The organism is Stappia sp. G46H5W (genome assembly GCF_058448995.1).
In genome coordinates this window covers 21,273-45,608 of record NZ_JBZFLL010000004.1, presented here as the reverse complement: position 1 = coordinate 45,608, position 24,336 = coordinate 21,273, and the positions used below count along the sequence as shown (strand labels likewise).

Genomic DNA, 24,336 nt, shown 5'->3' with positions numbered 1-24,336 from the left:
GTTCGCCTCCAGAAATGCTTCAAACTCGCTTCGGCCTTTACGGGCCGTCCGTCCCGTTCTTGTTTTAGGGCGATCCGCGCTCGCGGAGCGGGAAACGCCACAGCCGATCGAGTATGATCGGCCATCGAGGATCGGCCACGCTCAAATTGCAGCCATCTCCTCTCAGCACAGCAATCGACGTGCCATACGCCCAAGGGTACCAGTCAATTCTGACAGTCCTGCAAGGGCCGGAACCGTTTCTGGAACCTGCGCCGAAGGGACAATGGCAAAAGCGACCAGTTACATCCCCTTCAGAAGCGCTTCATGACATCGACGCGCCACACTAACCCAGCTTGTCCGCACAAAAAAGCAGCATCGCACCCTTCGATTGCGCCGGAAATTTCAGCACGTCCGCGCGACCGGAATGCGACAGGACCTTTCCCGGCGCCCCCCGATCCGGCTAGCCTTGCATCCAACACCCGCCCGCCTTTCCCTGACACAACCGGCTGCAGGCGCGCCCAGTCAGGACAGGCACCGTACGGAGACCCGCATGAAAACAGCGATCACGCCCGCCGACATGGCCCCGCCGTTTGCCCGCTACAGCCACGCGATAGAGGTGCCGGCCGGGCACCGCCTGGTCGTCTGCTCAGGCCAGCTCGGCATCGATTCGCAAGGCGATGTGCCGGCCGATGTGGAAGGCCAGACCCGCCTGTGCTTCGAGAACATCCGCCGCATCCTTGGGGCCGCCGGAATGGACCTTTCGGACATTGTGAGGATCAACGCCTATGTGACGGGCCGCGAACATCTTCCCGGCTACATGAAGACGCGCGACGAGTTCACCGGCTCGCCCCCGCCCGCCTCCACGCTGATGATCGTCTCGGGCTTCGCCAGACCCGAATTCGTGGTCGAGGTGGAAGTGATCGCTGCCGCTCCGCAGGCGTGATTCGCTCCGCCCGCTGAAGGAGCCCGTTGCCGGGTCTTTCCCCCCTCTGCTAGGGTCGGTTCCGCGCCCGCGCTTCGCAAGCCGGCGCCGATCATGCAACCTTTCCCTGTGCGGAACTCGGGCGGCCTCGGGTCGCTATCCAAGCCTGCAGGTCGACCCGACAACAGGACGCACCTTCATGCGCATGTGGATCAAGGACCCGCTCGCAATCCTTGCCGACAATGCCGCCCGCGGCATCGTGGTGCAGGACGGACGCATCGCCGAATGCGTGCCGGCCGGGCAGGAGCCGTCAAGCCCGGTGGACACCACCTATGACGCCTCTTCCGAAGTGGTCATTCCCGGGCTCATCAACACCCACCACCATTTCTTCCAGACGCTGACCCGGGCCCATCCCAGCGCCATCAACAAGGAGCTGTTTCCCTGGCTCCAGGCGCTCTACCCGATCTGGGCCAGAAATGTCACGCCGGAGACCTTCCGACTCGGCACGCGTCTCGCCCTCACCGAGTTGCTGATGTCAGGCTGCACCGCCGCCTCGGACCATCACTATCTCTTTCCCGCCGGGCTCGAGAACGCGATGGATATCCAGGTGGAAGAGGCAACGCGTCTCGGCATCCGCATGACGGTGACGCGCGGCTCGATGAATCTCAGCCAGAAGGATGGCGGCCTGCCCCCCGACACGGCCGTGCAGGACGAGGACACGATCCTTGCCGACTGCGAGCGGGTGCTGTCGCGCTATCACGACACGTCAGAAGGCGCGATGATCCAGGTGGCTCTTGCCCCTTGCGCCCCCTTCACCGTCACCAAGCGGTTGATGCGCGAGAGCGTCACGCTGGCCGAGCGCTTCGACTGTCGCCTGCACACGCATCTCGGCGAGACCATCGACGAGGACGATTACTGCCTGCACCATTTCCAGTGCCGCCCCGTCGACTATCTCGAGGAATGCGGATGGCTCAACGAGCGTGTCTGGCTGGCCCACGGCATCCATTTCAACGATGACGAGGTCCGGCGCCTTGGCCATGCTTGCGTCGGCGTCTGCCATTGCCCGACGTCCAACATGACGCTGGCCTCCGGTCAGTGTCGGACGAAGGAGCTGGAAGCGGCGGGCTGTCCGGTGGGCCTCGGCGTCGACGGCTCGGCCTCCAACGACAATTCCAACCTAATGGAAAGCCTGCGCCACGCCCTGATGATCAACCGACTGACCTACGACGCGGCCTCGGTAACCCATCTCGACACCTACCGCTGGGCGACGGAAGGATCGGCGCGCTGCCTCGGCCGCAAGGACCTGGGCGCCATCGCCGTCGGCAAGCAGGCGGACCTTGCCTTTTACCGGCTCGACGAGCTTCGCTTTTCCGGTGCCGGCGACCCGCTTGCCGCGCTGATCCTGTGCGGCGCCCACAGCGCGAACCGAGTGATGGTGGCCGGAGACTGGAAAGTGATCGACGCTCGCCCCGTGCACATGGACATCGAACGCCTGCGCGCCGAGCACGGCGCTGCTGCAAAGCGCTTCCTGGAAGCACTTTGACGACCGGCTCCGCAGGCCCACATCACAGGAGGCCGGGCTCCCCGCCCGGTCCTTTTCGCCTTCGGCCCTGACTTCGCAAGAAGAGGCCGCAACGCCAACGAGAGCTGCAAAACATGACCGACCTGCCCCGCCGCTTCTGGCACGAGATGACCGCCTTCGACTTTGCCAACGCCGACACCTCGTCGTGGGTCGCGGTGCTGCCCGTGGCGGCGATCGAGCAGCACGGCCCTCACCTGCCTGTGTTCACCGACACCTGTATTGCCGAGGGCCAGATCTCGCGGGTGCTGGAACTTTTGCCGCGCGACGTGCCGGCAACGTTCCTGCCCGTTCAGGCCGTCGGCAAGTCCAACGAGCACATCTCCTCGCCGGGCACGCTGACGCTGTCGTGGGAAACGGCGACCCGTGCCTGGGTCGAGATCGGCGAGAGCGTATTTCGCGCCGGCGTGCGCAAGCTGGTCCTGGTCACCTCGCATGGCGGCAACGTGCCCTTGATCGACATCGTTGCCCGCGAGCTGCGTGTGAAGCACGACATGCTGGTCACCGCGACCGGCTGGTCACGTTTCGGTCAGCCGCACGGCATCTTCCCGGACGAGGAATTCACCTACGGCATCCATGGCGGTGATGTCGAGACATCGCTGATGCTGTATCTGCGCCCGGATCTGGTCGACATGCGTAAGGCGGAGGATTTCCGCTCCACCCAGCTCGACTTCCTGCGCGAATTCAAGCACCTGCGCGGCCACGGCCCGGCCCAGTTCGGCTGGAAAGCCCAGGACCTCAATCCGGCAGGAACGGTAGGCAATGCAGCTGCGGCCAACGCTGCCAAGGGCGAAGCCTCGCTCGATCATGCCGCGCGCGGCTTCGTCGATCTGCTCAAGGACATGCACGCCTTCGACCTCGACCGGCTGTGGAAGCCGGACGGCGACGCCTGAGGCAGGGAACGTCAGCGCAGCGTCGACCAGGACGCCGGATCGAACCCGATCAGCCAGCGGTCGCCATCGTGATAGATCGGCCGCTTGATCGCTGACGGGTTCTCCATGAGCACGGTGAGCGCTCCGGCCTCACCGGCCGCCTTGGCTTTCGTTTCGTCCGGCAGCTTGCGCCAGGTGGTGCCGCGCGTGTTGACCACGGCCTCCCATCCGAAAGCCTCGAAGAAGGACCGCAACAGGCCTTCGTCGACGCCGGCCTTCTTGTAGTCGTGAAAGGTGTAGGCGACGCCGTTTTCGTCGAGGAAACGGCGAGCCTTCTTCACCGTGTCGCAATTCGGTATACCGTAGAGCATGGCGGCCATGGTCAGGGTTCCTGACAGGAGGGGTTGGCGAGACATCGCCAAGGGTCGCCGCAGGATGGGCGACCGGCGCTTGCAACGTCAAGGCCGGGCCCGGAAGACGTGACCTTCCCGCAAGCTGCGGGACGAGCGGACGGCGGCTTGGATGGCACAGAAGAAGACGTCCGCGTCTGCGGACGGACAGGGAATCCGGCAGCGGCTCAGGCTGGGCAGCGGCCTTGTGCTGCTCGCCTTCGCGTTCAGCCACTTCCTCAACCACATGCTCGGCATCTGGTCGATCGAGGCGATGGAGGCCGGACGGCAGGTATTTCTTGCCATCTGGCGCAGCCCGCCCGGCGAAATCCTACTGCTCTCGTCCCTCTTGGTGCACATCGCACTCGCCCTGTGGAAGACCGCCCGCCGCCGCAGCCTTCGCCTTTCAGCCTGGCAGTGGGCGCAGCTCCTGCTCGGGCTTTCCATACCCTTCCTCCTGCTGCCCCATGCCATCGGCACCGGCGGGTTGGCTTATCGCTTCGGCTATGAGGACACCTACCGCAACGTGCTCACGGTCCTGTGGCCCGGCCTGATTTTCAACCAGACCGTCTTGATGCTGCTGGTCTGGCTGCACGGCATGATCGGGGTACACTTCTGGCTGCGCCTGAAGCCCGGCTACGCACCGTTCAAGCCGTTTCTGTTCGCCCTAGCGCTTCTCGTGCCCGTATTGGCGTCCTGGGGCTGGATCGACGCGGGCCGCCGACTGCGCCTGATGGAGAACACGCCGTTCCCCCTGACCCAGGAAATGACCTCCTGGTCCGATCCGCTGGTCACCATTTTGCGCAACGGCTTTTATGCGCTGGTTGCGCTGGTCGTCGTCGTCATCGTCCTCAGGGCGCTTGTCCGCCGCTCGCGCCAGACAATCGAGATCACCTACCCGGGCGACCGGGTGGTGAAGGTCGCCCCCGGCCCGACATTGCTGGAAATCAGCAAGATGAACGGCATTCCCCATGCCGATGTCTGCGGTGGGCGCGCGCGCTGCTCGACATGCCGGACCCGCATTCTCGACGGGCTGGACACGTTGCCCGCCCCGTCCGCCACCGAAGCCAAGGTGCTGACCAGGATCAGCGCGGGCGAGGACATCCGCCTCGCCTGCCAAGTGCGGCCGGAAGCTCCCCTCAAGGTCCAGCCCCTGGTGCCGGCAAGCGGCGCTGTGCGGGTCGCCGGATCCGATGGCGATGCCTATCACTGGGGCGTGGAGCAGCCGGCGGCAATCTTGTTCATCGACCTGCGCAACTTCACGGGCCTTGCCGAAACCCGCCTTTCCTACGACGTCGTGTTCCTGCTCAACCGCTATCTTGGCGAGACCGCCCGCGCCATCGAAGCCTGCGGCGGCTATGTCGACAAGTTCATCGGCGACGGCGTGATGGCGATCTTCGGCATGAAGGACGGTCTGCAGGCCGGGTGCCGTAACGCCCTGGCAGCAACCAGTGCCATCGCGGAAACCATCGAGCGGCTGAATGTCGAACTCGGCCCGCAGCTCAGCGCGCCGCTGCGGGTCGGCATGGGCCTGCATGCCGGGCCGGTGATCCTCGGCCGCATCGGCGCGGTCAGCGGCAACGGTGCCAGCGGCCGCATCACCGCGCTCGGCGATGTCGTCAACATCGCCAGCCGGCTGGAGACCGCAACGAAGGAACTGGGCCACAGTCTCGTCGTGTCGAGCGCCGTGCTGGAGGCTGCCGGCTACACCTGCGACCTGACGGGCAGAACGGAGATCGCGGTCAGAGGCCGACGCGAGCCGCTCGATGTTTTCGCTCTCGACCCGCCGGCGCACCTGGTCGATACTCTCGGCAAGTCGTCTTCTTCCCCCGCCTGATCAGGTCTTCCTCTCCATGTCGCAACAGTATTCTTCCCAGGAAATGCTTGCTCGTCTCGTCGCCTTTCCGACGGTCTCTTCCAACAGCAACCTCGATCTCATCGACTTCGTCGAAACCTATCTCGCCGGCCATGGCATCGCATCGCAACGCGTGCCCGACGCCACCGGCGCCAAGGCCGCGCTTCATGCGGTGATCGGCCCGCAGAAGGACGGCGGCGTCGCCCTGTCGGCCCATACCGACGTCGTGCCCGTCGAAGGACAAGCCTGGAGCAGCGACCCGTTCGTCCTGCGCGAGGCGGACGGTCGGCTCTATGGCCGCGGCACCTGCGACATGAAGGGCTTTGCCGCCGTCGCACTGGCCGCCGTGCCGCAGATGGTCGCCGCCCCCCTGACTCGGCCGATCCACATCGCCCTGTCCTATGACGAGGAACTGGGGTGCATCGGTGCCCCGCCGATGATCGATTCGATGCTGCGCAGCGGTCCCAAGCCCTCGATGGTGGTTGTCGGCGAGCCCAGCAACATGCGCGTCATCACCGCGCACAAGGGAACGGCGGTCATCCGCGTCACGGTTCGCGGCCACTCGGTTCACTCCAGCCAGTGGGATCGTGGCGTCTCGGCGATCGCCAACGCTGCCCGCATCATTTCCTGGCTGGACGATCGCACCCGCGAAAACCAGCGCGCCGCCGATCCCACCCTTGCCATGGATCCGCCCTTCACCACGCTCCATTGCGGCGTGATCGAGGGCGGCACGGCGGCCAATATCGTCTCGCGCTCCTGCTCGTTCTTCTGCGACATCCGCACCGTTCCCGGCGACACGCTGGAAGCCTGGCTGGAGCGGTTGGACGGCTTCATCCGCACGCAGATCGAGCCGGGCATGCACGCGATCCATCCGGACACCGGGGTCAGCGTGGAGAAGATCGCCTATGCCCCCGCTCTCAGCGAGGAGCAGGACGGTCCGGCCGAAGCGCTCGCCCGCCGTCTGACCGGCGACAACAGCCGCCAGATGGTCGTCTACGGCACAGAGGCCGGCCAGTTCCAGGAACGGGGCATTTCCGCCGTCGTGTGCGGCCCGGGCTCCATTGACCAGGCCCACCAGCCGGACGAATTCATCGAGAAGGCGGAGATCGCCGCGGCGGACAGGTTCGTTTCGCGGCTGATCGCCGACATGTGCCGCTAGATCGCCGGCACGCAATTCCGTCGAAAATGGCGCCCGATCCGGCGCTGATCGCCAGAAGAACCGCTTGGCCGGAACAGCCTCGGCCGAGCGGCCCGGCGCCGCGCATCTACGGCGCGCGCTTTTTTTGCGCTCCCCGCCCGTCTACCCGAACAGCTTCGACATCGCGTTTCCCGCCGGAGCTGCGAGCCCCGCCCCTGCCAATTCGGATCACACCTGCCTGCGAGCCGAACAGATAATCCACAGGCACCTGGCGCTTGCATGCGAGGATCTGGCGCGCGTTCCGCAAGGAACGGTGCGGAGACAGGACGGCCATTCCGTTACGTCATACGCCATTCCTCTCTTTCGCATCCAGCGCATGCTGGACTGTCGCTTTCGACATTGCTTAGATGCAGTCTGGTGATCCGCAAAAATGCGGCACATCGGGTCGGCGCCATCCGTTGAGGTCGGCGTCGGAGGAGCCCGAGACAACGATAAGTCATGAGGGGACTATGCGCATCAAATCGACAATAGCTGCGGCAGCACTCATCACGTCGCTGCTGGGAACGGCTGCATCGGCGGAAACGCTCCGCTATGCCTTCCAGGGCACCCTGAACCAGCTCGATCCCTACTCCCTGAACGAGACCTTCACGCTTGGCACGCTCGGCAATGTCTACGAGGGTCTGACCCGGCGTGCTCCCGACCTCACGATCGAGCCCGGCCTGGCGGAGCGCTGGGAAATCCTTGAGCCGACCCGCTGGCGCTTCTACCTGCGCAAGGGCGTCAAGTTCCACAACGGCAACGACTTCACGGCCGACGACGTGGTGTTCTCCGCCGAGCGCATCCGTTCCGAAGGCTCGGACCTCACAACGCGCATCGGCGCCGACGTGAAGGTCGAGAAGGTCGACGATCACACCGTCGACTTCGTGCTGACCGGCCCGAATCCCATTCTCCACTACGAGTGGGACACCTGGTACATCATGGACAAGGAATGGACCGAGGCGAACAACGCCGTGAAGGTCACCTCCGCGTCCGACACCGCGCCGAACTACGCCTCGCTGCACGCCAACGGCACGGGCTCCTACAAGCTCATCAGCCATGAGCCGGGCGTGAAGACCACGTTCGAGAAGAACGAGAACTGGTGGGACAAGGTCGCCGGCAACATCGACAAGGTCGAGTTCACGCCGATCGGCTCCGATGCGACCCGCGTCGCGGCGCTGCTGTCAGGCGAACTCGACATGGTGTTCCCGATCCCGGTCCAGGACATCAAGCGCGTCGAGGACAGCCCGCAGACCAAGGCCCTCACCGGTCCGGAGCTGCGCACCATCTTCCTCGGCTTCGACCAGAAGCGCGACGAGCTGCTCTATTCCAGCGTGAAGGGCAAGAACCCGTTCAAGGACGTGCGGGTCCGCAAGGCCTTCTACCAGGCCATCGACATGGACGCGATCCGCGACAAGGTGATGCGCGGCCTGTCGACCCCGTCCGCCCTGCTGATCTCGCCGTTCCAGTACTCGCGGTCGGACGAGTTCAAGCGTCACCCGTATGATCCCGAGGCCTCCAAGGCTCTGCTCGCCGAGGCCGGCTATGCGGACGGTTTCTCGGTCGGCATGGACTGCCCGAACGATCGCTACGTCAACGACGAGGCGATCTGCCAGGCGGTTGCCTCCTTCCTTGCCCGCGTCGGCATCAAGGTGGATCTCAACGCCCAGCCCAAGGCGCAGTATTTCGCCAAGGTGCTGGCCTCGAACGGCTACGACACCTCGTTCTACCTGCTCGGCTGGACCCCGGGTTCCTTCGACAGCTGGAACGTGCTGCACAACATCACCGGTTGCCGCGACGACAAGGGTAAGGGTGGCCCCTTCAACCTCGGCGGCTACTGCAATCCGAAGGTCGACGAGCTGGCAGCACAGATTCTTGTCGAGAACGACGCGACCAAGCGCGACGAGCTGATCGCCCAGGCTTTCACCATCGTGCATGAGGACGTGTCCCACATCCCGCTGCACCAGCAGGCGCTGGCCTGGGGTGTCGCTGAGAACGTCGACGTCGTGCAGCGTGCGGACGACCAGTTCCACTATCGCTGGGTCGTCAAGAAGTAACACCGGCGCCCTGCCGGTTCTGCAGCCCGGACTTTCGTGCCGGGCTGCAGCCTTTTCTCGGTAATCCCGCCCGACGACAGAAGGGATCCGCCGGAGCGAAACCGGAACCTGCGACCCGAAGGTCGAGGTACCTGACGCAGAGGCCCCATGCTCGCCTTCACAATCCGCCGCCTCCTGCAGGCCATCCTGGTCATGCTTGTCGTGGCCCTGATCTCCTTCACCCTGTTCCGTTTCGTCGGCGACCCGGTCAACCAGATGGTCGGTGTCGAGACGACGCCAGAGCAACGCGAGGCGCTGCGCGAGCGCCTTGGCCTCAACGACCCGATGCTCGTCCAGTTCGGCCGCTTCATCACCAAGGCGGCACAGTTCGACTTCGGCACCTCCTACCAGTTCCGCCAACCCGTCGCCGAACTGGTCGGGCGCCGTTTGCCGGCGACCCTGGAGCTCTCCCTGGTCTCGGCCCTGTTCGCCCTGCTCGTCGGTATCCCGATGGGCGTCTACACGGGCCTGCACCGGGACAGCTGGCTGTCGAAGCTCTTCCTGTCGATCTCACTGATCGGCATTTCGCTCCCCACCTTCTTCATCGGCATCCTGCTGATCTTCGTCTTCGCAGTGACCCTGCAATGGCTGCCGAGTTTCGGCCGCGGCGAAGTCGTGCAACTGGGCTGGTGGTCGACGGGTCTGCTCACCTGGAGCGGCATCAAGGCGTTGATCCTGCCCGCCATCACGCTCGGCCTGTTCCAGATGACGCTGATCATGCGCCTGGTGCGGTCGGAGATGCTGGAAGTGATCCGCACCGACTACATCAAGTTCGCCCGCGCCCGGGGCCTGCGTCAGCGCAGCATCAACTTCCGCCACGCGCTCAAGAACACCCTCGTCCCGGTCATCACCATCACCGGCCTGCAGCTCGGCTCGATCATCGCCTTCGCCATCATCACCGAAACGGTGTTCCAGTGGCCGGGCATGGGCCTGCTGTTCCTGCAGGCGGTCCAGAATGTCGATATCCCGATCATGGCGGCCTACCTGATGCTGATCGCCTTCCTGTTCGTGATCATCAATCTGATCGTCGACCTGCTCTATTTCCGCGTCGATCCGCGCTTGCGGGTCGAGCGTGCAGCGCACTAGGAGGCGATCATGACCAATGCCACCGACGAGAGCGCAATCAAGCAGGACGCGCGCGGCCGCAGCAGGCTGTCGCGCATGCTCGACAGCGACATCATGCACTCTTTCCTGCGGTCGAAGGTCACCATCCTCTCCGCGATCGTGACGCTCTTGTTCCTGTTCGGTGCGGCCCTTGCGCCCTGGATCGCCCCGCATAATCCGTTCGACCTCGCCAGCATCTCCATTCTCGATGCACGGTTGCCGCCGGTCGGCATGGAATATTCCGATCCGAACTATCTTCTGGGCACCGACGACCAGGGCCGCGACGTGTTCTCGGGCATCCTGTACGGCGCCCGCATCTCCATCGCCGTCGGCTTCCTGTCGGTGTTCTTCGCCGCAATCGTCGGCGTGCTGCTCGGACTGATCGCCGGCTATGTCGGCGGCAAGGTCGATGCGGTCATCATGCGCGTGGCCGAAGTGCAGCTGACCTTCCCGGCGATCCTGATCGCGCTGCTGGTCGATGGCGTCGCCCGCGCCGTCTTCGGCAATCTCGACCGCGAACGCTTCGCATTCTGGATTCTGGTCTTCTCCATCGCACTGTCCTTCTGGGTTCAGTTCGCCCGTACGGTGCGCGGCTCGACGCTGGTGGAGCGCAACAAGGAATATGTGCAGGCTGCCCGGCTGATCGGCATCCCGCCCTTCCTGATCATGATCCGGCATGTGCTGCCCAACGTCATCGGGCCGGTGCTGGTCATCGCCACGATCAATCTCGGCCTCGCGATCATCACCGAGGCAACCCTGTCGTTCCTCGGCGTCGGCATCCCGCCCACCCAGCCCTCGCTCGGAACGCTGGTGCGCATCGGCAACGACTTCCTGTTCTCGGGAGAGTGGTGGATTGCGATGTTCCCCGGCTGCGCGCTCGCCGTGCTGGTGCTGGCAGTAAACCTTCTGGGCGATTGGCTACGCGATGCCCTCAACCCGAAACTGCGCTGACATGAACACGGACAGAGACGGCTGATCATGACGAGACATCCCCTGCTTTCCGTGAAGGACCTTCGGGTCGAATTCCCCACCCGTCGCGGCGTGCTGACGGCGATCGACGGCATCTCGTTCAACCTGCGCGAGGGTGAAGTGCTGGGCGTCGTCGGCGAGTCCGGCGCAGGCAAATCGATCACCGGCACGGCGGTGATCGGCCTGCTCGAGCCACCCGGGCGCATTGCCGGCGGCGAGATCCGCCTCAAGGGCGAGCGCATCGACAACCTGTCGCCGGCCGCAATGCGCAAGTTGCGCGGCAAGCGCATCGGCATGGTCTTTCAGGACCCGCTGACCAGCCTCAATCCGCTCTTCACCATCGGCGACCAAATCATCGAAACGATCATGACGCACCTGCCCGTCTCCGAGCGGGAGGCGCGCGACCGGGCGGTGGCGCTGCTGGAGGAAGTCGGCATTCCGGCGGCCGGACAGCGACTGTCCGCCTATCCGCATCAGTTCTCGGGAGGCATGCGCCAACGCGTCGTAATCGCCCTTGCCCTGTGCGCCGAGCCGGAACTGGTGATCGCCGACGAACCGACCACCGCTCTCGACGTTTCGGTGCAGTCGCAGATCATCCGCCTGCTGCAGCGCGTGTGCCGCGACCACGGCACGGCGGTGATGCTGATCACTCACGACATGGGCGTCATCGCCGAGACCGCCGACCGGGTGGCCGTGATGTATTCCGGGCGCATCGCCGAGATCGGGCCGGTCAAGGATGTCATCAAGTCTCCCAGCCACCCCTACACGATCGGCCTGATGGGCGCGATTCCCTCCCTCACCGGAGACCACGACCGGCTGACCCAGATCCCCGGATCCATGCCCCGGCTCGATTCGATTCCCAGCGGCTGCGCCTTCAATCCGCGCTGCTCGCTGACGATGGACCGCTGTCGCGTCGAACGGCCCGACCTGATGCCCGCCGGCGAAAGCCACGCCGCCTGCTGGAAACTGCTGGAAACCGAAGGGGCAGGCCGATGAGCACAGCCACGCAGCGCGCCGCCGCCGATAACGGCCCCGTTGTCGAGGTCCGCTCGCTCTCGCGGACGTTCGACGTTTCAAAGCCCTGGCTCAACCGGGTACTGGAGCGCACGCCCAAAGCCTTCCTCAAGGCAGCTCAGGACATTTCCTTCTCCATTTCGAAGGGGGAGACCTTTGCGCTGGTGGGAGAATCAGGCTCGGGCAAGTCGACCGTCGCCAAGATGGTCGTCGGCCTGCTGGAGGCAAGCGCAGGCGAGATCCGCATCGAGGGCGTCGACATGCGCTCGCGCCGCCAGTCGGGACAGGAGATGCGCGACCTGCGCCGGCGGATCCAGATGATCTTCCAGGACCCGTACGCGAGCCTCAACCCGCGCTGGCGGGTCGATCGGATCATCGCGGAGCCGATCCGAGCCTTCCAGCTGGAAAGTTCCGAGGCGGCGATTTCCGCCCGTGTCGGCGAACTGCTTGAACTGGTTCGCCTGCATCCGCGCGATGGCGCGAAGTATCCGCACGAGTTCTCCGGCGGACAGCGGCAGCGTATCTGCATTGCCCGCGCGCTTGCGTCAAAGCCCGAGTTCCTGGTCTGCGATGAGCCGACCTCGGCGCTTGATGTGTCGGTGCAGGCGCAGATCCTCAACCTGATGCGCGACCTGCAGGACGAGTTCGGGCTCACCTACCTTTTCATCAGCCATGACCTCGCCGTGGTCCGCCACATGGCCAAGCGCATCGGCGTGATGTATCTCGGCCGCCTTGTCGAAGTGGCTGAAAGTCATGAGCTTTTCCGCAATCCAAGCCACCCCTACACCCGGATGCTGCTGGCCGCGATCCCCGACCTGGAGATGACCGGGACGCCTCGCCGGCCCGTCGAAGGCGAGATCCCCAATCCGATCAATCCGCCGAGTGGCTGCGCCTTCCATCCGCGCTGTCCGCTCGCGAACGAGCGCTGCAAAAGCGAGCTGCCCCTGCTGCGGGATACCGGCAGCGCCGGGGTCGCCTGTCATGCCGTCGAGGAAGGGCGGGCCTGACCTCGCCCTGCCCCCTTGACCTTCCAGTGACCGGAAGTCCTATACCCGTTGCCGACACCATCGGAACCTGTCCTGCCCTCCTGCCGGACAGGGCTCCTGCAACGGAGATCAGCGGATGACACAAGCCGCCCCCAAAATGCGTGACGCACTCCCGGCCTCGACGCCCGGAGCCACGCCTCTCGTTCATCTCGATATCGGCGGAATGACCTGCGCGGCCTGCTCGGCACGCATCGAGAAAGTCCTGAGCCGCAAGCCCGGCATCTTGCGCGCCACCGTCAACCTGCCGCTGGAGACAGCGGTGGTCCAGACGGACGGCAGCGTGACGGCCGGAGACATCATTTCCGCGGTGGAGGCGACGGGATATACCGCCCGCGAGCGCTCCACCGGGTGGCAGGAAGAAAAGCGCCGACAGGACGAAACCGACGCCCGCATTCGCCGCGAAGAACGGCAGACCCTGCTTCTGCTGATTTTCTCCGCTCTGATGTCGGCCCCGATGGTCGCTTCGATGGTGGCAATGCCCTTCGGCGTCATGCTGATGCCCCCGGGCTGGCTGCAGGCCATTCTGGCGGGTCTGGTACAGGTTCTGGCCGGGCGCCGCTTCTATGTGGGCGCCTTCAAGGCACTCGCCGGCGGCGGCGCCAACATGGACGTGCTGGTGGTCCTCGGCACGACCGCGGCCTATGGCTACAGCCTTGTCCTAACCGTGATGGCCTGGCCGCAGGAGCCCGGACATCTCTATTTCGAGGCCTCTTCGGTCATCCTGACGCTGATCCTGTTCGGCAAGCTGCTGGAAATGCGCGCAAAGCGCACCACCACGGCCGCCATCCGGGCCTTGAGCGAGTTGAAGCCACAGATCGCCCACAAGATCTCGGGCGAGGATATCGAGACCGTGCCGGTCGAGAGCCTGTTTCCGGGCGACGCCATTCTCGTGCGCCCCGGCGAGCGTGTGCCGGTCGACGGCACCGTGCGCGACGGCGCCAGCGAGGTGGACGAAGCGCTTCTGACCGGCGAAAGCATGCCGGTCGCCAAGGCCGCCGGTGACGAGGTTATCGGCGGGACCATCAACGGCTCCGGCGCCCTGACTGTCGAGGTCAGCGCCGTTGCGGGCGACAGCAAGCTCGCCTCGATCATCCGCCTCGTCGAGAACGCGCAGAACTCCCGTGCGCCAGTGCAGAAACTGGTGGACAAGGTCTCCGCGATCTTCGTGCCCGTCGTCGTCCTGGTGGCGCTGGCCACTTTCGCGGGCTGGTGGTTCTCGGGCGCCGGTCTCGATGCCGCCATCGGTGCGACAGTCGCCGTTCTGGTGATCGCCTGTCCCTGTGCGCTCGGCCTTGCGACCCCGACGGCACTGGTCGCCGGAACCGGGGCGGCGGCACGCGCCGGCATCCTGATCCGGGACATCGAGGCACTCGAAACCGCGCATTCGGTAAACACGGTCGTGTTCGACAAGACCGGCACGCTCACCCGCGGCACCCCCGCAGTCACGGACATCCGTGCCTTCGACGGCAACCAGGATCGCCTGCTGCGCATCGCCGCCAGCGCCCAGCTTCCCAGCGAGCATCCGCTGGCGGGCGCCATCGTCGCAGCCGCACGCGAGCGCGGCCTCGAACTGTCGCGACCCGGAAACTTCCGAGCCGTTACCGGCCAGGGCATCATTGCGGAAATCGCCGATGAACAGGTCCTGATCGGCAACCGCCGGCTGCTGGAGAACAACTCGGTCGACACGTTCCTCGTGCTGCAGATCTTCCGTGAGTTCGAAGCACAGGGAAAGACCTGCGCAGGCGTTGCGGTTGCCGGCCGGGCTGTCGGCGTGATCGCGATGGCCGACACCTTGCGCGATGAAACCCCGGCCGCCCTGAAACGCCTTGCCGACATGGACATCGAGACGGTGATGCTCACCGGCGACACGGAAGCCGTGGCACGAGCGGTCGCCGCCGAGGCCGGCATCGGCCGGGTGATCGCCGGTGTCGCACCTGAAGGAAAGGCGGAGACCATCGCCGACCTCACAGGAGCCGGCCGGACCGTCGCCATGGTCGGCGACGGGGTGAACGATGCGCCCGCGCTCGCTGCGGCCAGCGTCGGCATTGCCATGGGCAGCGGCACGGAAGTAGCCATGGAAACGGCGGGCGTCACCTTGATGCGCTCCCGCCCCGATCTCGTCGCCGACGCGATCGACATTTCCCGCGCCACGGTTCGCAAGATCCGCCAGAACCTCTTCTGGGCCTTCATCTACAATGTCGTGGGGATCCCGCTTGCCGCGCTCGGCATGCTGACGCCGGCCCTTGCGGGAGCGGCCATGGCCCTGTCGTCGGTCTCCGTCGTCACCAACGCGGCCCTGCTGCGCCGCTGGCGGGCGCAGGAGAGCCGGAAATGACCGTAGGCCATTGATCTGCGCTATATTGTAATACAAATAGAGCTATCAGTTGGCCATCGGAGACAAGCATGACCGCGAGAGACCCCAAACGCCTTCGTTCACGCGCCTGGTTCGACAATCCCGACGATCCGGGCATGACAGCGCTCTATATCGAACGCTATCTGAACTACGGGCTGACGCGGGAGGAACTGCAGTCCGGCAAGCCGATCATCGGCATTGCCCAGACGGGTTCCGATCTCTCGCCATGCAACCGCCACCACATCGAGCTGGCCAAGCGGGTGCGTGAAGGCATCCGCGAGGCCGGTGGCATCTGCTTCGAGTTCCCGGTTCATCCGATCCAGGAAACCGGCAAGCGGCCGACAGCCTCGCTCGATCGCAATCTCGCCTATCTCGGTCTGGTGGAGCTGCTCTACGGCTACCCCATCGACGGCGTGGTCCTGACCATCGGCTGCGACAAGACCACCCCCGCCTGCCTGATGGCGGCGGCGACCGTCAATATTCCGGCCATTGGCCTTTCGGTCGGGCCGATGCTCAATGGCTGGCACCGAGGCGAGCGAACCGGCTCCGGCACCATCGTCTGGAAGGCGCGCGAGATGCTCGCCGCCGGCGAGATCGACTATGCCGGCTTCATGGATCTCGTCGCCTCGTCGGCTCCCTCGGTCGGCTATTGCAACACGATGGGCACGGCGACGACGATGAACTCGCTAGCCGAAGCTCTGGGCATGCAGCTGCCGGGAGGCGCGGCCATTCCCGCCACCTACCGTGAGCGCGCGCAGATCGCCTACCAGACAGGCCTCAGGATCGTCGACATGGTCTGGGAAGACCTCAAGCCCTCCGACATCATGACCCGCGAGGCTTTCGAGAACGCCATCGTCGTCAACTCGGCCATCGGCGGCTCGACCAACGCGCCGATTCATCTGAATGCGGTCGCCCGGCATCTCGGGGTACCGCTCGACAACGATGACTGGCAGCGTCTCGGCCACGACGTTCCGCTGATCGTCAACATGCAGCCGGCCGGCGAATATCTCGGCGAGGACTATCACCATGCCGGCGGCGTGCCGGCAGTCATCGGCGAGCTGATGAAGGCAGACCGCCTGCCCCATCCGCAGGCACTGACCGTCAACGGCAAGAGCCTCGGCGACAATTGCAGCACCGCGGAGAACCTGGATACGCGGGTGATCCGGCCGGTGAGCGATCCCTTGGTCGACAAGGCCGGCTTCCTGAACCTGAAGGGCAACCTCTTCGACAGCGCCATCATGAAGACGAGCGTGATCTCGAAGGAGTTCCGCGACCGCTACCTGTCCAACCCGGACGATCCGGACGCCTTCGAAGGCCGCGCCATCGTCTTCGAAGGGCCGGAGGACTATCACCATCGCATCGACGATCCGGAGCTGGAGATCGACGAGACCTGCCTGCTGTTCATTCGCGGCACCGGTCCGATCGGCTATCCGGGCGGCGCGGAGGTGGTCAACATGCAGCCCCCTACGGCCCTCATCAAACGCGGCATCCACGCCATGCCCTGTATCGGCGACGGACGCCAGTCCGGCACCTCCGGTTCGGCCTCGATCCTCAACGCCTCGCCGGAGGCAGCAGCTGGAGGCGGCCTCGCCCTGCTTAGGACCGGCGACCGGGTTCGCATCGACCTCAGAGCCTGCACGGCCAATATCCTGATCCCGGACGAGGAGCTGGAGCAGCGACGGGCGGAGCTCGCGACGGCCGGCGGTTTCGCGATCCCGGATCACCAGACGCCCTGGCAGGAAATCCAGCGTGGCATCGTCGATCAATTCGACAAGGGCATGGTCCTGAAACCGGCTGTCGCCTATCGCGATATCGCCGCCTCCAAGGGATTGCCGAGAAACAACCACTAAGCGCGTGGTACATGGTTGGAGAAACCCAAACGCACTTGACGATTACGTAAGCGTCATGATTGGGTGCGACCAATCGGATCCGGCGACAGGAGGACAAGCATGACGATGGATGAACTGACCGAGGCCGTACGCGGCAAGGTGGCCGGTGGCGGCATCTCCGACAGCGTGAAGTTCGACTGCGGCGATGCGGGCGTCATCTATGTCGAGGGCTCCAACGTCTCCAACGAGGACAAGGACGCCGACTGCACGATCTCGATCTCGCAGGAGAACCTGGCGGATCTGCTGGCCGGAGAGCTCAATCCGACCACGGCCTTCATGACCGGGAAGATCAAGGTCGCCGGCGACATGGGCGTTGCCATGAAGCTCGGCAGCATCGTCTGACGGCAAGCCCTCGAGCTTACCGTTTCGTAAGAACGAAAGACCCCGGCGATGGAACCATCGCCGGGGTCTTTGTTGTTGCGGCATTGCCCGACCTTAAGGTCAGCCCGTTCGGGTGACCAGCTCCGGCCCCATCAGCGAGTAGGGCAGCCAGGTCGACAGTGCCGGCACATAGGTCACCAGGATCAGGAAGATGAACAGGATCAGCACGAAGGGTGCTGCCGCCCGCACCACCTGAACGAGGCTCATGCCTGTTATGCCTGATGTCACGAACAGGTTGAGGCCGATGGGCGGTGTAATCATGCCGATCTCCATGTTCACCACCATGATGATGCCGAGATGGATCGGGTCGACGCCGAGCGCCATGCCGATGGGGAACACCACCGGAGCGACGATCAGCAGCAGGCCCGACGGCTCCATGAACTGGCCGCCGATCAGCAGCAGGATGTTCACGGCGATCAGGAAGGTGAACCAGGTGAAGCCCGCACCGATCATCCAGTCGGTGATCGCCTGCGGAATGCGCTCGGCCGTCAGGGTGTGGGCGAAGAGCAGCGCGTTGACGATGATGAACATCAGCATCACCGTCGTCTTCGATGCGTCGACCAGCACCTTGCGTGTGTCGCTGTGAACGCAACCGGGCAGGAAATAAACCACGGTCAACCACACGTTGCGCAGGATCGCCGCCCCCAGCGTCTCGCCATCCTTGCGCATGGGAACGCCCTTGAGCGGTCCCATGTCGCGATAGATGAAGATGGCGATCAGGAACGAGTAGACCGCGGCCACCGCGGCCGCCTCCGTCGGCGTGAAGATGCCGCCGTAGATGCCGCCGAGAATGATGACGATCAGCAGCAGGCCGAAGCCCGCCTCGCCGGCAGCAGAGGCGACCTCGCCCAGACCGCCGAACGGCTGCTTGGGCATGTTCTTGATGCGTGCGTTCACGTAGATCGCCAACATCAGCATCAGGCCGGCCACAAGACCTGGAATGACGCCGGCAAGGAACATGCGGCCGACGGACACGTCCGTCGCTGCGGCATAGACCACCATGACGATGGACGGCGGGATGAGGATGCCGAGCGTGCCCGCATTGGCGATGACGCCTGCAGCGAACTCCTTCGTGTAGCCGACCTGCCGCATGCCGGCGATGGCGATGGTGCCGATCGCGACCACGGTCGCCGGCGAGGAGCCGGACAGCGCCGCAAAGAGCATGCACGAGAAGACGGCCGCGATCGCCATGCCGCCGCGCAGATGACCGACGCAGGCGATGGCAAAGCGAATGATGCGCCGGGCGACACCGCCCGTCGACATGAAGGCAGAGGCGAGAATGAAGAACGGGATCGCCAGAAGCGTGTAGTTCTGCGAGGCCGTGAACAGCTGCAGAGCGACCGAGGACATCGAGTCCTGAGAGAAGAAGGCGATCGTCAGGACGCTGGACAAGCCCAGCGCGATCGCGATCGGGACGCCGAGGAACAGCAGCCCGAGCACCATGATGAAGAGAACACCGGCTTCCATGGCGGGATCAGTCCTTCAGCACGTTTTTGTTTTCGGCAACGAGCTCTTCCGCTTCGTGCGCTGCGATCATCATCTCGCGCTTGCCGGTGAAGATCTGCCAGGCCGCCTGGGCGCAGCGGAATGCGAAGAGGGCCAGTCCCACGGGCAGGATCAGATAGGCGATCCAGCGCTGAACGCGCTCCTGGGTACCGAACATCTCCTGCACCAGCTCCGGATAGCGCAGGTCATCGAGGCCGATGCCGATGCGATGCATGCGCGACCAGTAGTCGATGGCGCCGCCCCGCGTGCTGATGCCGAACCATTGCAGCCAGTCGGAATGCAGCAGGATGACCGCATAGGCCACACCGCAAAGAGCGCCGAAAATCGCAAGAATGCGGAAGATCGGCGCCGGGAACAGGCGAATGACCGCATCGACGCCCAGATGCGTGCCCATCTTCACCCCGTAGCTCATGCCGAACAGGATCAGCCAGGCAAAGAGAATGCGGGTGAGTTCGAGTGCTCCGGTCCAGCCGGAGTTGAAGCCGTAGCGGGCAACCACCTGAGTGAAGGTCACGATGGTCATCGCCGCGAGCAGAAGTGCGATCACGTTCTCCTCGAAGCGCGTGACCCAGTTGTCGACGCGTTGCATCGCTTCCCCCAATGTATCTGTTATGTCGGGAACGAGGTTCGGAAGGCTACCGGTCGGCGCAAGGGGCATGGCCCTCGTTCTGCGCGCGACTTGCCGGGAGCGATCCGCCAGGTCAAACCGCCCGCGAACCAAGAGGCCCGCGGGCGGTTCGTATCAATGTCAGCTCGGGCTGTTCGCAGCCTGAGCAGCCTCGATCAGCTCTTCACCGATATCACCGCGGAACTTGTCCCAGACCGGCTTCATCGCATCGACCCAGGCCTTGCGCTGCTCCGGGGTCAGAACCCGGATTTCGCTGCCAGCGTCCAGGATCTTCTGGCGGTTTTCGGCTTCCTGGCCGGCAACGGCGGCATTGGCGGAAAGCGTGACCTCGTTGACGATGGTCAGGAACTGATCACGCACATCCGGCTCCAGGCCATTCAGCCACTCGTCGGAGGTGACGAGCAGGTAGGCCAGCAGCTGGTGGTTCGTCTCGGTGATGCCGTCCTGCACCTCGAAGAACTTCTGGGTGTAGATGTTCGACCAGGAGTTCTCCTGACCGTCCACGACACCGGTCTGCAGCGCGCCGTAGACCTCCTTGAAGGCCAGCTTCTGGGCGTTGGCGCCCATGGCGGCGATCATCGCCTCGGCAACGTCCGAGGTCTGGATGCGGAACTTCAGGCCGGCAGCATCGGTCGGCAGCAGCAGCGGCTTGTTGGCCGAGAACTGCTTCATGCCCGAGCTCCAGTAGCCAAGGCCGACGAAGCCGACGTCCGTCATGGAGTTCAGCAGCTCCTTGCCGGGCTCGCTCGCCGCGAAGCGGTCGATCGACGACAGGTCGTTGAACAGGAACGGCAGGTCGAAGAGGCGGTACTTCAGCGTGTAGGCCTCGAACTTCGACAGGGACGGCGCCGCGAGCTGCACGTCGCCGAGCAGCAGGGCTTCCATCACCTTGTCGTCATCGAAGAGCTGCGAGTTCGGGAACACCTGCATGCAGGCCTTGCCGTTCATCTCCTCGTTGACGCGCTTGGCGAGCAGGGTCGCGGCATCGCCCTTGGGATGGCCGGAGCCGGCTACCACGTGGCTGAACTTGATGACCATCTCACCGTCGTCGCAATCGGCGAGAGCCGGAGCGGCGAAGGTAAGGCATGCGGCTGCGACCGCAGCCGTTGCGAACTTTTTCATGAATGTCCTCCCAGACATGTTTTGCCGCGCTAGGGCGCGCGGCCGGGTGATCCGGCAAGAGGTGCCGGTTTATTCGCCCCTTCAACACAGCAACATGCGTGCCAGATGCCCGACAGGCGGGCAGATCGCCTGATTTGCGGGCAGGAGAGGATCTCATCCTCTCGCTGGCGAGCCCAGGATGTGCAGGAACCGACACATCATTCAGACAAGATGTGTCGAGATCGACACATCCGCTGCGGACTCAACCGGGAATTTCGCCATCCGCGGTCGTGCGGTCGAGACCGTACTTGCGGATTTTTTCGTAGAGCGCCTTGCGCGACAGACCCAGCCCCTCATACGTCGCCTTGAGGCTGCCGCCGTTCTTGGCCAGTTCTTCCGCGATCACGGCCCGCTCATAGGCGGCAACCCGCTCGGAGAGGGCCGTCGCTTCGTTCGGACTTCCGGCAAGGCCCGTACCACCCGGCCGTTCAAGACCGAGCACGAACCGATCCGCAACATTCCGCAGTTCACGGACGTTTCCAGGCCAGTCGCGTGCGATGAGCTCGCTGACGAAGGCCGGCGAGACATCGGGTATCTCCCGCCGGTAGCGGGCCCGCGCCTCACGAGTGAGGTGATGGAAGAGCAGAGGAATATCTTCCTTGCGCGCTCGCAAGGGCGGGATCTGGATCGTGACGACATTCAGCCGGTAGAACAGGTCCTTGCGGAAGCGGCCTGCGCTGCCGGCCGCCTCCAGATCGTCCTTTGTCGCTGCCAGGAAGCGCACGTCCAAAGGGATCGTCCGGTTGGAGCCGAGCCGCTCGATGGTGCGGGTCTCGATCACCCTGAGCAGCTTCACCTGAAGATCGAGAGGCATGGACTCGATCTCGTCGAGAAACACCGTGCCGCCATGGGCATGCTCCAGCTTGCCGATGCGCTGGTTCGCCGCCCCCGTAAAGGCTCCCTTCTCGTGGCCGAAAAGCTCGGATTCGATGATCTCGGCCGGCAGGCCGCCGCAGTTCAGCGCGACGAAGGGGCCATCGCGCCGGTGCCCCTCCTCGTGCAGGGCGCGGGCCACCACTTCCTTGCCGGCACCGGTCTCGCCGATGATCAGGACATCCGCATCGGTGTCGGCCAGCGCCGCAACAAGCCCGCGTAGCCGCTCCATCACGGCCGAGCGACCGACCAGCCGCCCCTCCAGCCCCGTCCGGCTGGCGAGCTGTTCGCGCAGCAGGCGGTTCTCCAGCACGAGGCGCCGCTTTTCCAGCGCCCTTTCGATCACCGTGGACAGCCGGCTGACCGGGAACGGCTTTTCGATGAAATCATAGGCGCCCGCCCGCATCGCCTGAACCGCGAGGGGCACGTCGCCATGGCCGGTGATGAGAATGACCGGCAGGGCCGGATCGATCTCCAGCGCCTTGCGCATGAGATCGAGACCGTCTGTCTGCGGCATGCGGATGTCGGTCACCAGCACGCCGTAGAAATCCCGACCGAGCGTCCCGAAGACGCCGGACGCGCCTTCGAACGTGTCGACGCTATGGCCGGCCAGTTCCAGCCCTTCGGCGAGCGCCTCCCGCAGATCCGGCTCGTCATCGACGAGCAGCACTGTCGCCTTGTCCATCAGCTTCCCGTCATGTCGCCGGCATCGCACCGCCTGGCAAGCCGTGCCCTACTCTGCCGCATCGCTCAGCCCCTCGGCCAGCGGCAACCGGACCGTGAAGACGGCCCCGCCGCCATCTGCGTGGCGCACGGTCAGGCTGCCCGAAAAATCGTGGACGATCTTGTAGGCGATCGAAAGCCCCAGGCCCAGCCCCTTGCCCACTTCCTTGGTGGTGAAGAACGGATCGAACACCTTCGGCAGGAGATCGGAGGAAATGCCAGGCCCATTGTCATGCACCTCGACGACCGCCTGCCCCGCCTCGCTGCGGGTGATCAGCATCACCCGCCCGTCCTCGCGCTCGTCCACCGCATCCAGCGCGTTGGCGACGAGGTTGAGCACCACCTGCTCCAGCCGCACATGGCCACCGACCACGGAGAGCGGGCCATTCTGATGCGTGACGACGAGCTGTGCCCTGCCCTGCTTGACCCGGGGCGACAGCAGCATCATCGCCTCGTCGATCACCGGCTTGAGGGCGGTGGGGCGCAGGTCGGTTCCCGCGCGGCGGCTGAACCCCTTGAGCACGCGCGAAATCTCCGCCATGCGCTCGACCATCAGGACGATGCGGTCGAGTGCACTGCCCACACGCTCGCGCATGTCGCGTTCGAGGAACTGTTTGGCGTTGTCCGCATTGGACCTGATCGCCGCCAGCGGCTGATTGAACTCGTGCGACAGGGCGGCGGACATTTGGCCGAGCGTCGCCATCTTCGCCGCCTGCACAAGGTCGGCCTGCATGTTCCTGAGCTCGGCTTCGGCGGCCTCTCGCTCGCTCACCTCGCGCGCAAGCCGCGCATTCGCTTCCGAAAGATCGCGCGTGCGCAGCCGCACCTTCCGCTCCAATCGGGACGCGGCGATCTTGTCTTCGCGCAGCCGGCGCAGGACGGCAACGCGCCGGTCGGCCGCCACCCAGCCGACCACGCTGGCGAGCAGGCAGATCAGCACGGCGATCGCCGCGACCTTCTGGCTCTGCGAGCGGGCATCGCCCGTATCGGCAAACGCCGCGACCTGCCAGTCCAGCACGGGCAAGGTCCGCGCCATCCGCAGATAGGGCCCGCGACCGGCCGCGCCATTGAAGCGCACATACTCGGCCTCGGTTGCCGCGGCCGCCGCACCGTCTCCGGTTCGCGGCACTTCGGCAGCTCCAAGCACTTCGAACCGCTCGCTCGCCCTATCCCCGCGCCACAACGGGCGATTGGTCGCAACGATTTCGCCCATCTCGTCGATTGCGATAATCGGCGCCGGGCTCAGCGCCCAGGCCTGCTCGATCTCGGCAAGGCTAACGCGCACGACCACAATGCCGACCACGAGACTGCCGGAACGGACAGCCGAGGCAAAGACGTAGCTACCCGGCTCGCGGCCATCGCCTCGCCGGTAGGTACGGCCGAGGCGACCTTGCTGGGCCTCCGCCAGCGGCAGTTGTTCCAGGGTGCTGCCGGGACGGCGCGGCGCCATGTGACTGGATGCGATCAACCCGCCGGCGGCGTCGAGGAACAGGACCTCCTGCGCTCCGGCCATGCCGGCGACCAGCGCCGCCGCCCGTTCGCCGCCCCTCGCGTCCCGGCGCAGGATGATATCCCGTACATCGGGGCGCTGCGCCAGCAAGGGAGACAGAAGGCGGAACTTGTCGAGCTGGCGCTCCAGCGTTGCCGACTGCACGGAAAGAAGCGCCTGCGCCCTGGTCGCCACTTCGGTGGCAAACAGCCGCGAGGCCGTTTCCCACGTCACCCACCCGATCAGCACGGTGACCGGCAAGGCGCAGCACAACACCATGATATGCAGCGCGTTGCGGCTGGCCCGTCTGGCAAGCGTCGTCATCACCGTGTCT

The 24,336-nt window shown here is 65.0% G+C and carries 19 protein-coding genes; 13 read left to right on the top strand and 6 right to left on the bottom strand.

Features of this window, described 5'->3' with window-relative positions; all coding sequences use genetic code 11:
* The first annotated feature begins 529 nt into the window (after positions 1-529).
* The 3 genes from ACVJ6E_RS13150 (at position 530) to ACVJ6E_RS13140 (ending at position 3,373) form a co-directional block, all read left to right on the top strand.
* Positions 530-922, top strand: coding sequence for a RidA family protein (locus tag ACVJ6E_RS13150; RefSeq protein ID WP_120269690.1), 393 nt, complete (start codon positions 530-532; stop codon positions 920-922).
* Positions 923-1,100: 178 nt separating this feature from the next.
* A complete protein-coding gene (locus tag ACVJ6E_RS13145; protein WP_120269691.1) occupies positions 1,101-2,444 on the top strand; it encodes an 8-oxoguanine deaminase in 1,344 nt (447 codons plus the stop codon).
* 113 nt (positions 2,445-2,557) lie between these two features.
* Entirely contained in the window at positions 2,558-3,373 is an 816-nt protein-coding gene (locus ACVJ6E_RS13140) for a creatininase family protein (RefSeq protein ID WP_120269692.1), read from the top strand.
* Between the two features lie 11 nt (positions 3,374-3,384).
* Here ACVJ6E_RS13140 and ACVJ6E_RS13135 read toward each other — a convergent pair whose 3' ends face one another.
* Entirely contained in the window at positions 3,385-3,732 is a 348-nt protein-coding gene (locus ACVJ6E_RS13135; RefSeq protein WP_120269693.1) for an ArsC family reductase, read from the bottom strand.
* A 142-nt stretch (positions 3,733-3,874) separates the two neighbouring features.
* Between ACVJ6E_RS13135 and ACVJ6E_RS13130 the strand changes: the two genes are divergently transcribed.
* From ACVJ6E_RS13130 to ACVJ6E_RS13085, 10 genes are all read left to right on the top strand, one after another.
* Entirely contained in the window at positions 3,875-5,578 is a 1,704-nt protein-coding gene (locus tag ACVJ6E_RS13130) for an adenylate/guanylate cyclase domain-containing protein (RefSeq protein ID WP_208996761.1), read from the top strand.
* Between the two features lie 16 nt (positions 5,579-5,594).
* Positions 5,595-6,755 (top strand): acetylornithine deacetylase, encoded by a 1,161-nt coding sequence (gene argE, locus ACVJ6E_RS13125; protein WP_120269694.1) that lies wholly within the window; start codon positions 5,595-5,597, stop codon positions 6,753-6,755.
* A gap of 488 nt (positions 6,756-7,243) precedes the next feature.
* Positions 7,244-8,827 carry an ABC transporter substrate-binding protein gene (locus ACVJ6E_RS13120; RefSeq protein ID WP_120269695.1) on the top strand — a complete coding sequence of 528 codons (1,584 nt, stop codon included), beginning with the start codon at positions 7,244-7,246 and terminating at the stop codon, positions 8,825-8,827.
* 147 nt (positions 8,828-8,974) lie between these two features.
* Positions 8,975-9,952 carry an ABC transporter permease gene (locus ACVJ6E_RS13115; protein ID WP_120269696.1) on the top strand — a complete coding sequence of 326 codons (978 nt, stop codon included), beginning with the start codon at positions 8,975-8,977 and terminating at the stop codon, positions 9,950-9,952.
* 9 nt (positions 9,953-9,961) lie between these two features.
* Positions 9,962-10,921: an ABC transporter permease gene (locus tag ACVJ6E_RS13110; RefSeq protein ID WP_120269697.1), complete on the top strand. Its 960-nt coding sequence runs from the start codon at positions 9,962-9,964 to the stop codon at positions 10,919-10,921.
* A 27-nt stretch (positions 10,922-10,948) separates the two neighbouring features.
* Positions 10,949-11,935, top strand: a complete 987-nt coding sequence (locus ACVJ6E_RS13105; protein WP_120269698.1) for an ABC transporter ATP-binding protein — start codon at positions 10,949-10,951, stop codon at positions 11,933-11,935.
* The gene (locus ACVJ6E_RS13100; RefSeq protein WP_120269699.1) at positions 11,932-12,960 is read left to right on the top strand and encodes an oligopeptide/dipeptide ABC transporter ATP-binding protein; all 1,029 of its coding nucleotides are present in this window, start codon (positions 11,932-11,934) and stop codon (positions 12,958-12,960) included. The genes ACVJ6E_RS13105 and ACVJ6E_RS13100 overlap by 4 nt, the downstream gene beginning before the upstream one ends.
* Before the next feature lie 136 nt (positions 12,961-13,096).
* The gene (locus tag ACVJ6E_RS13095; protein WP_120269700.1) at positions 13,097-15,334 is read left to right on the top strand and encodes a heavy metal translocating P-type ATPase; all 2,238 of its coding nucleotides are present in this window, start codon (positions 13,097-13,099) and stop codon (positions 15,332-15,334) included.
* Between the two features lie 68 nt (positions 15,335-15,402).
* The gene (locus ACVJ6E_RS13090) at positions 15,403-17,202 is read left to right on the top strand and encodes an IlvD/Edd family dehydratase (protein WP_120269701.1); all 1,800 of its coding nucleotides are present in this window, start codon (positions 15,403-15,405) and stop codon (positions 17,200-17,202) included.
* Positions 17,203-17,301: 99 nt separating this feature from the next.
* Entirely contained in the window at positions 17,302-17,583 is a 282-nt protein-coding gene (locus ACVJ6E_RS13085) for an SCP2 sterol-binding domain-containing protein (protein WP_120269702.1), read from the top strand.
* 99 nt (positions 17,584-17,682) lie between these two features.
* Here the strand turns inward: ACVJ6E_RS13085 and ACVJ6E_RS13080 are convergent, their stop codons facing one another.
* The 5 genes from ACVJ6E_RS13080 to ACVJ6E_RS13060 form a co-directional block, all read right to left on the bottom strand.
* Positions 17,683-19,089, bottom strand: a complete 1,407-nt coding sequence (locus ACVJ6E_RS13080; protein ID WP_120269703.1) for a TRAP transporter large permease — start codon at positions 19,087-19,089, stop codon at positions 17,683-17,685.
* Between the two features lie 7 nt (positions 19,090-19,096).
* Positions 19,097-19,717, bottom strand: coding sequence for a TRAP transporter small permease (locus tag ACVJ6E_RS13075; protein ID WP_120269704.1), 621 nt, complete (start codon positions 19,715-19,717; stop codon positions 19,097-19,099).
* A 159-nt stretch (positions 19,718-19,876) separates the two neighbouring features.
* Entirely contained in the window at positions 19,877-20,878 is a 1,002-nt protein-coding gene (locus tag ACVJ6E_RS13070; protein WP_120269705.1) for a DctP family TRAP transporter solute-binding subunit, read from the bottom strand.
* A gap of 241 nt (positions 20,879-21,119) precedes the next feature.
* Positions 21,120-22,475, bottom strand: coding sequence for a sigma-54-dependent transcriptional regulator (locus ACVJ6E_RS13065; RefSeq protein WP_120269706.1), 1,356 nt, complete (start codon positions 22,473-22,475; stop codon positions 21,120-21,122).
* Between the two features lie 48 nt (positions 22,476-22,523).
* Positions 22,524-24,326, bottom strand: a complete 1,803-nt coding sequence (locus ACVJ6E_RS13060; RefSeq protein WP_120269707.1) for an ATP-binding protein — start codon at positions 24,324-24,326, stop codon at positions 22,524-22,526.
* Positions 24,327-24,336: the final 10 nt, after the last annotated feature.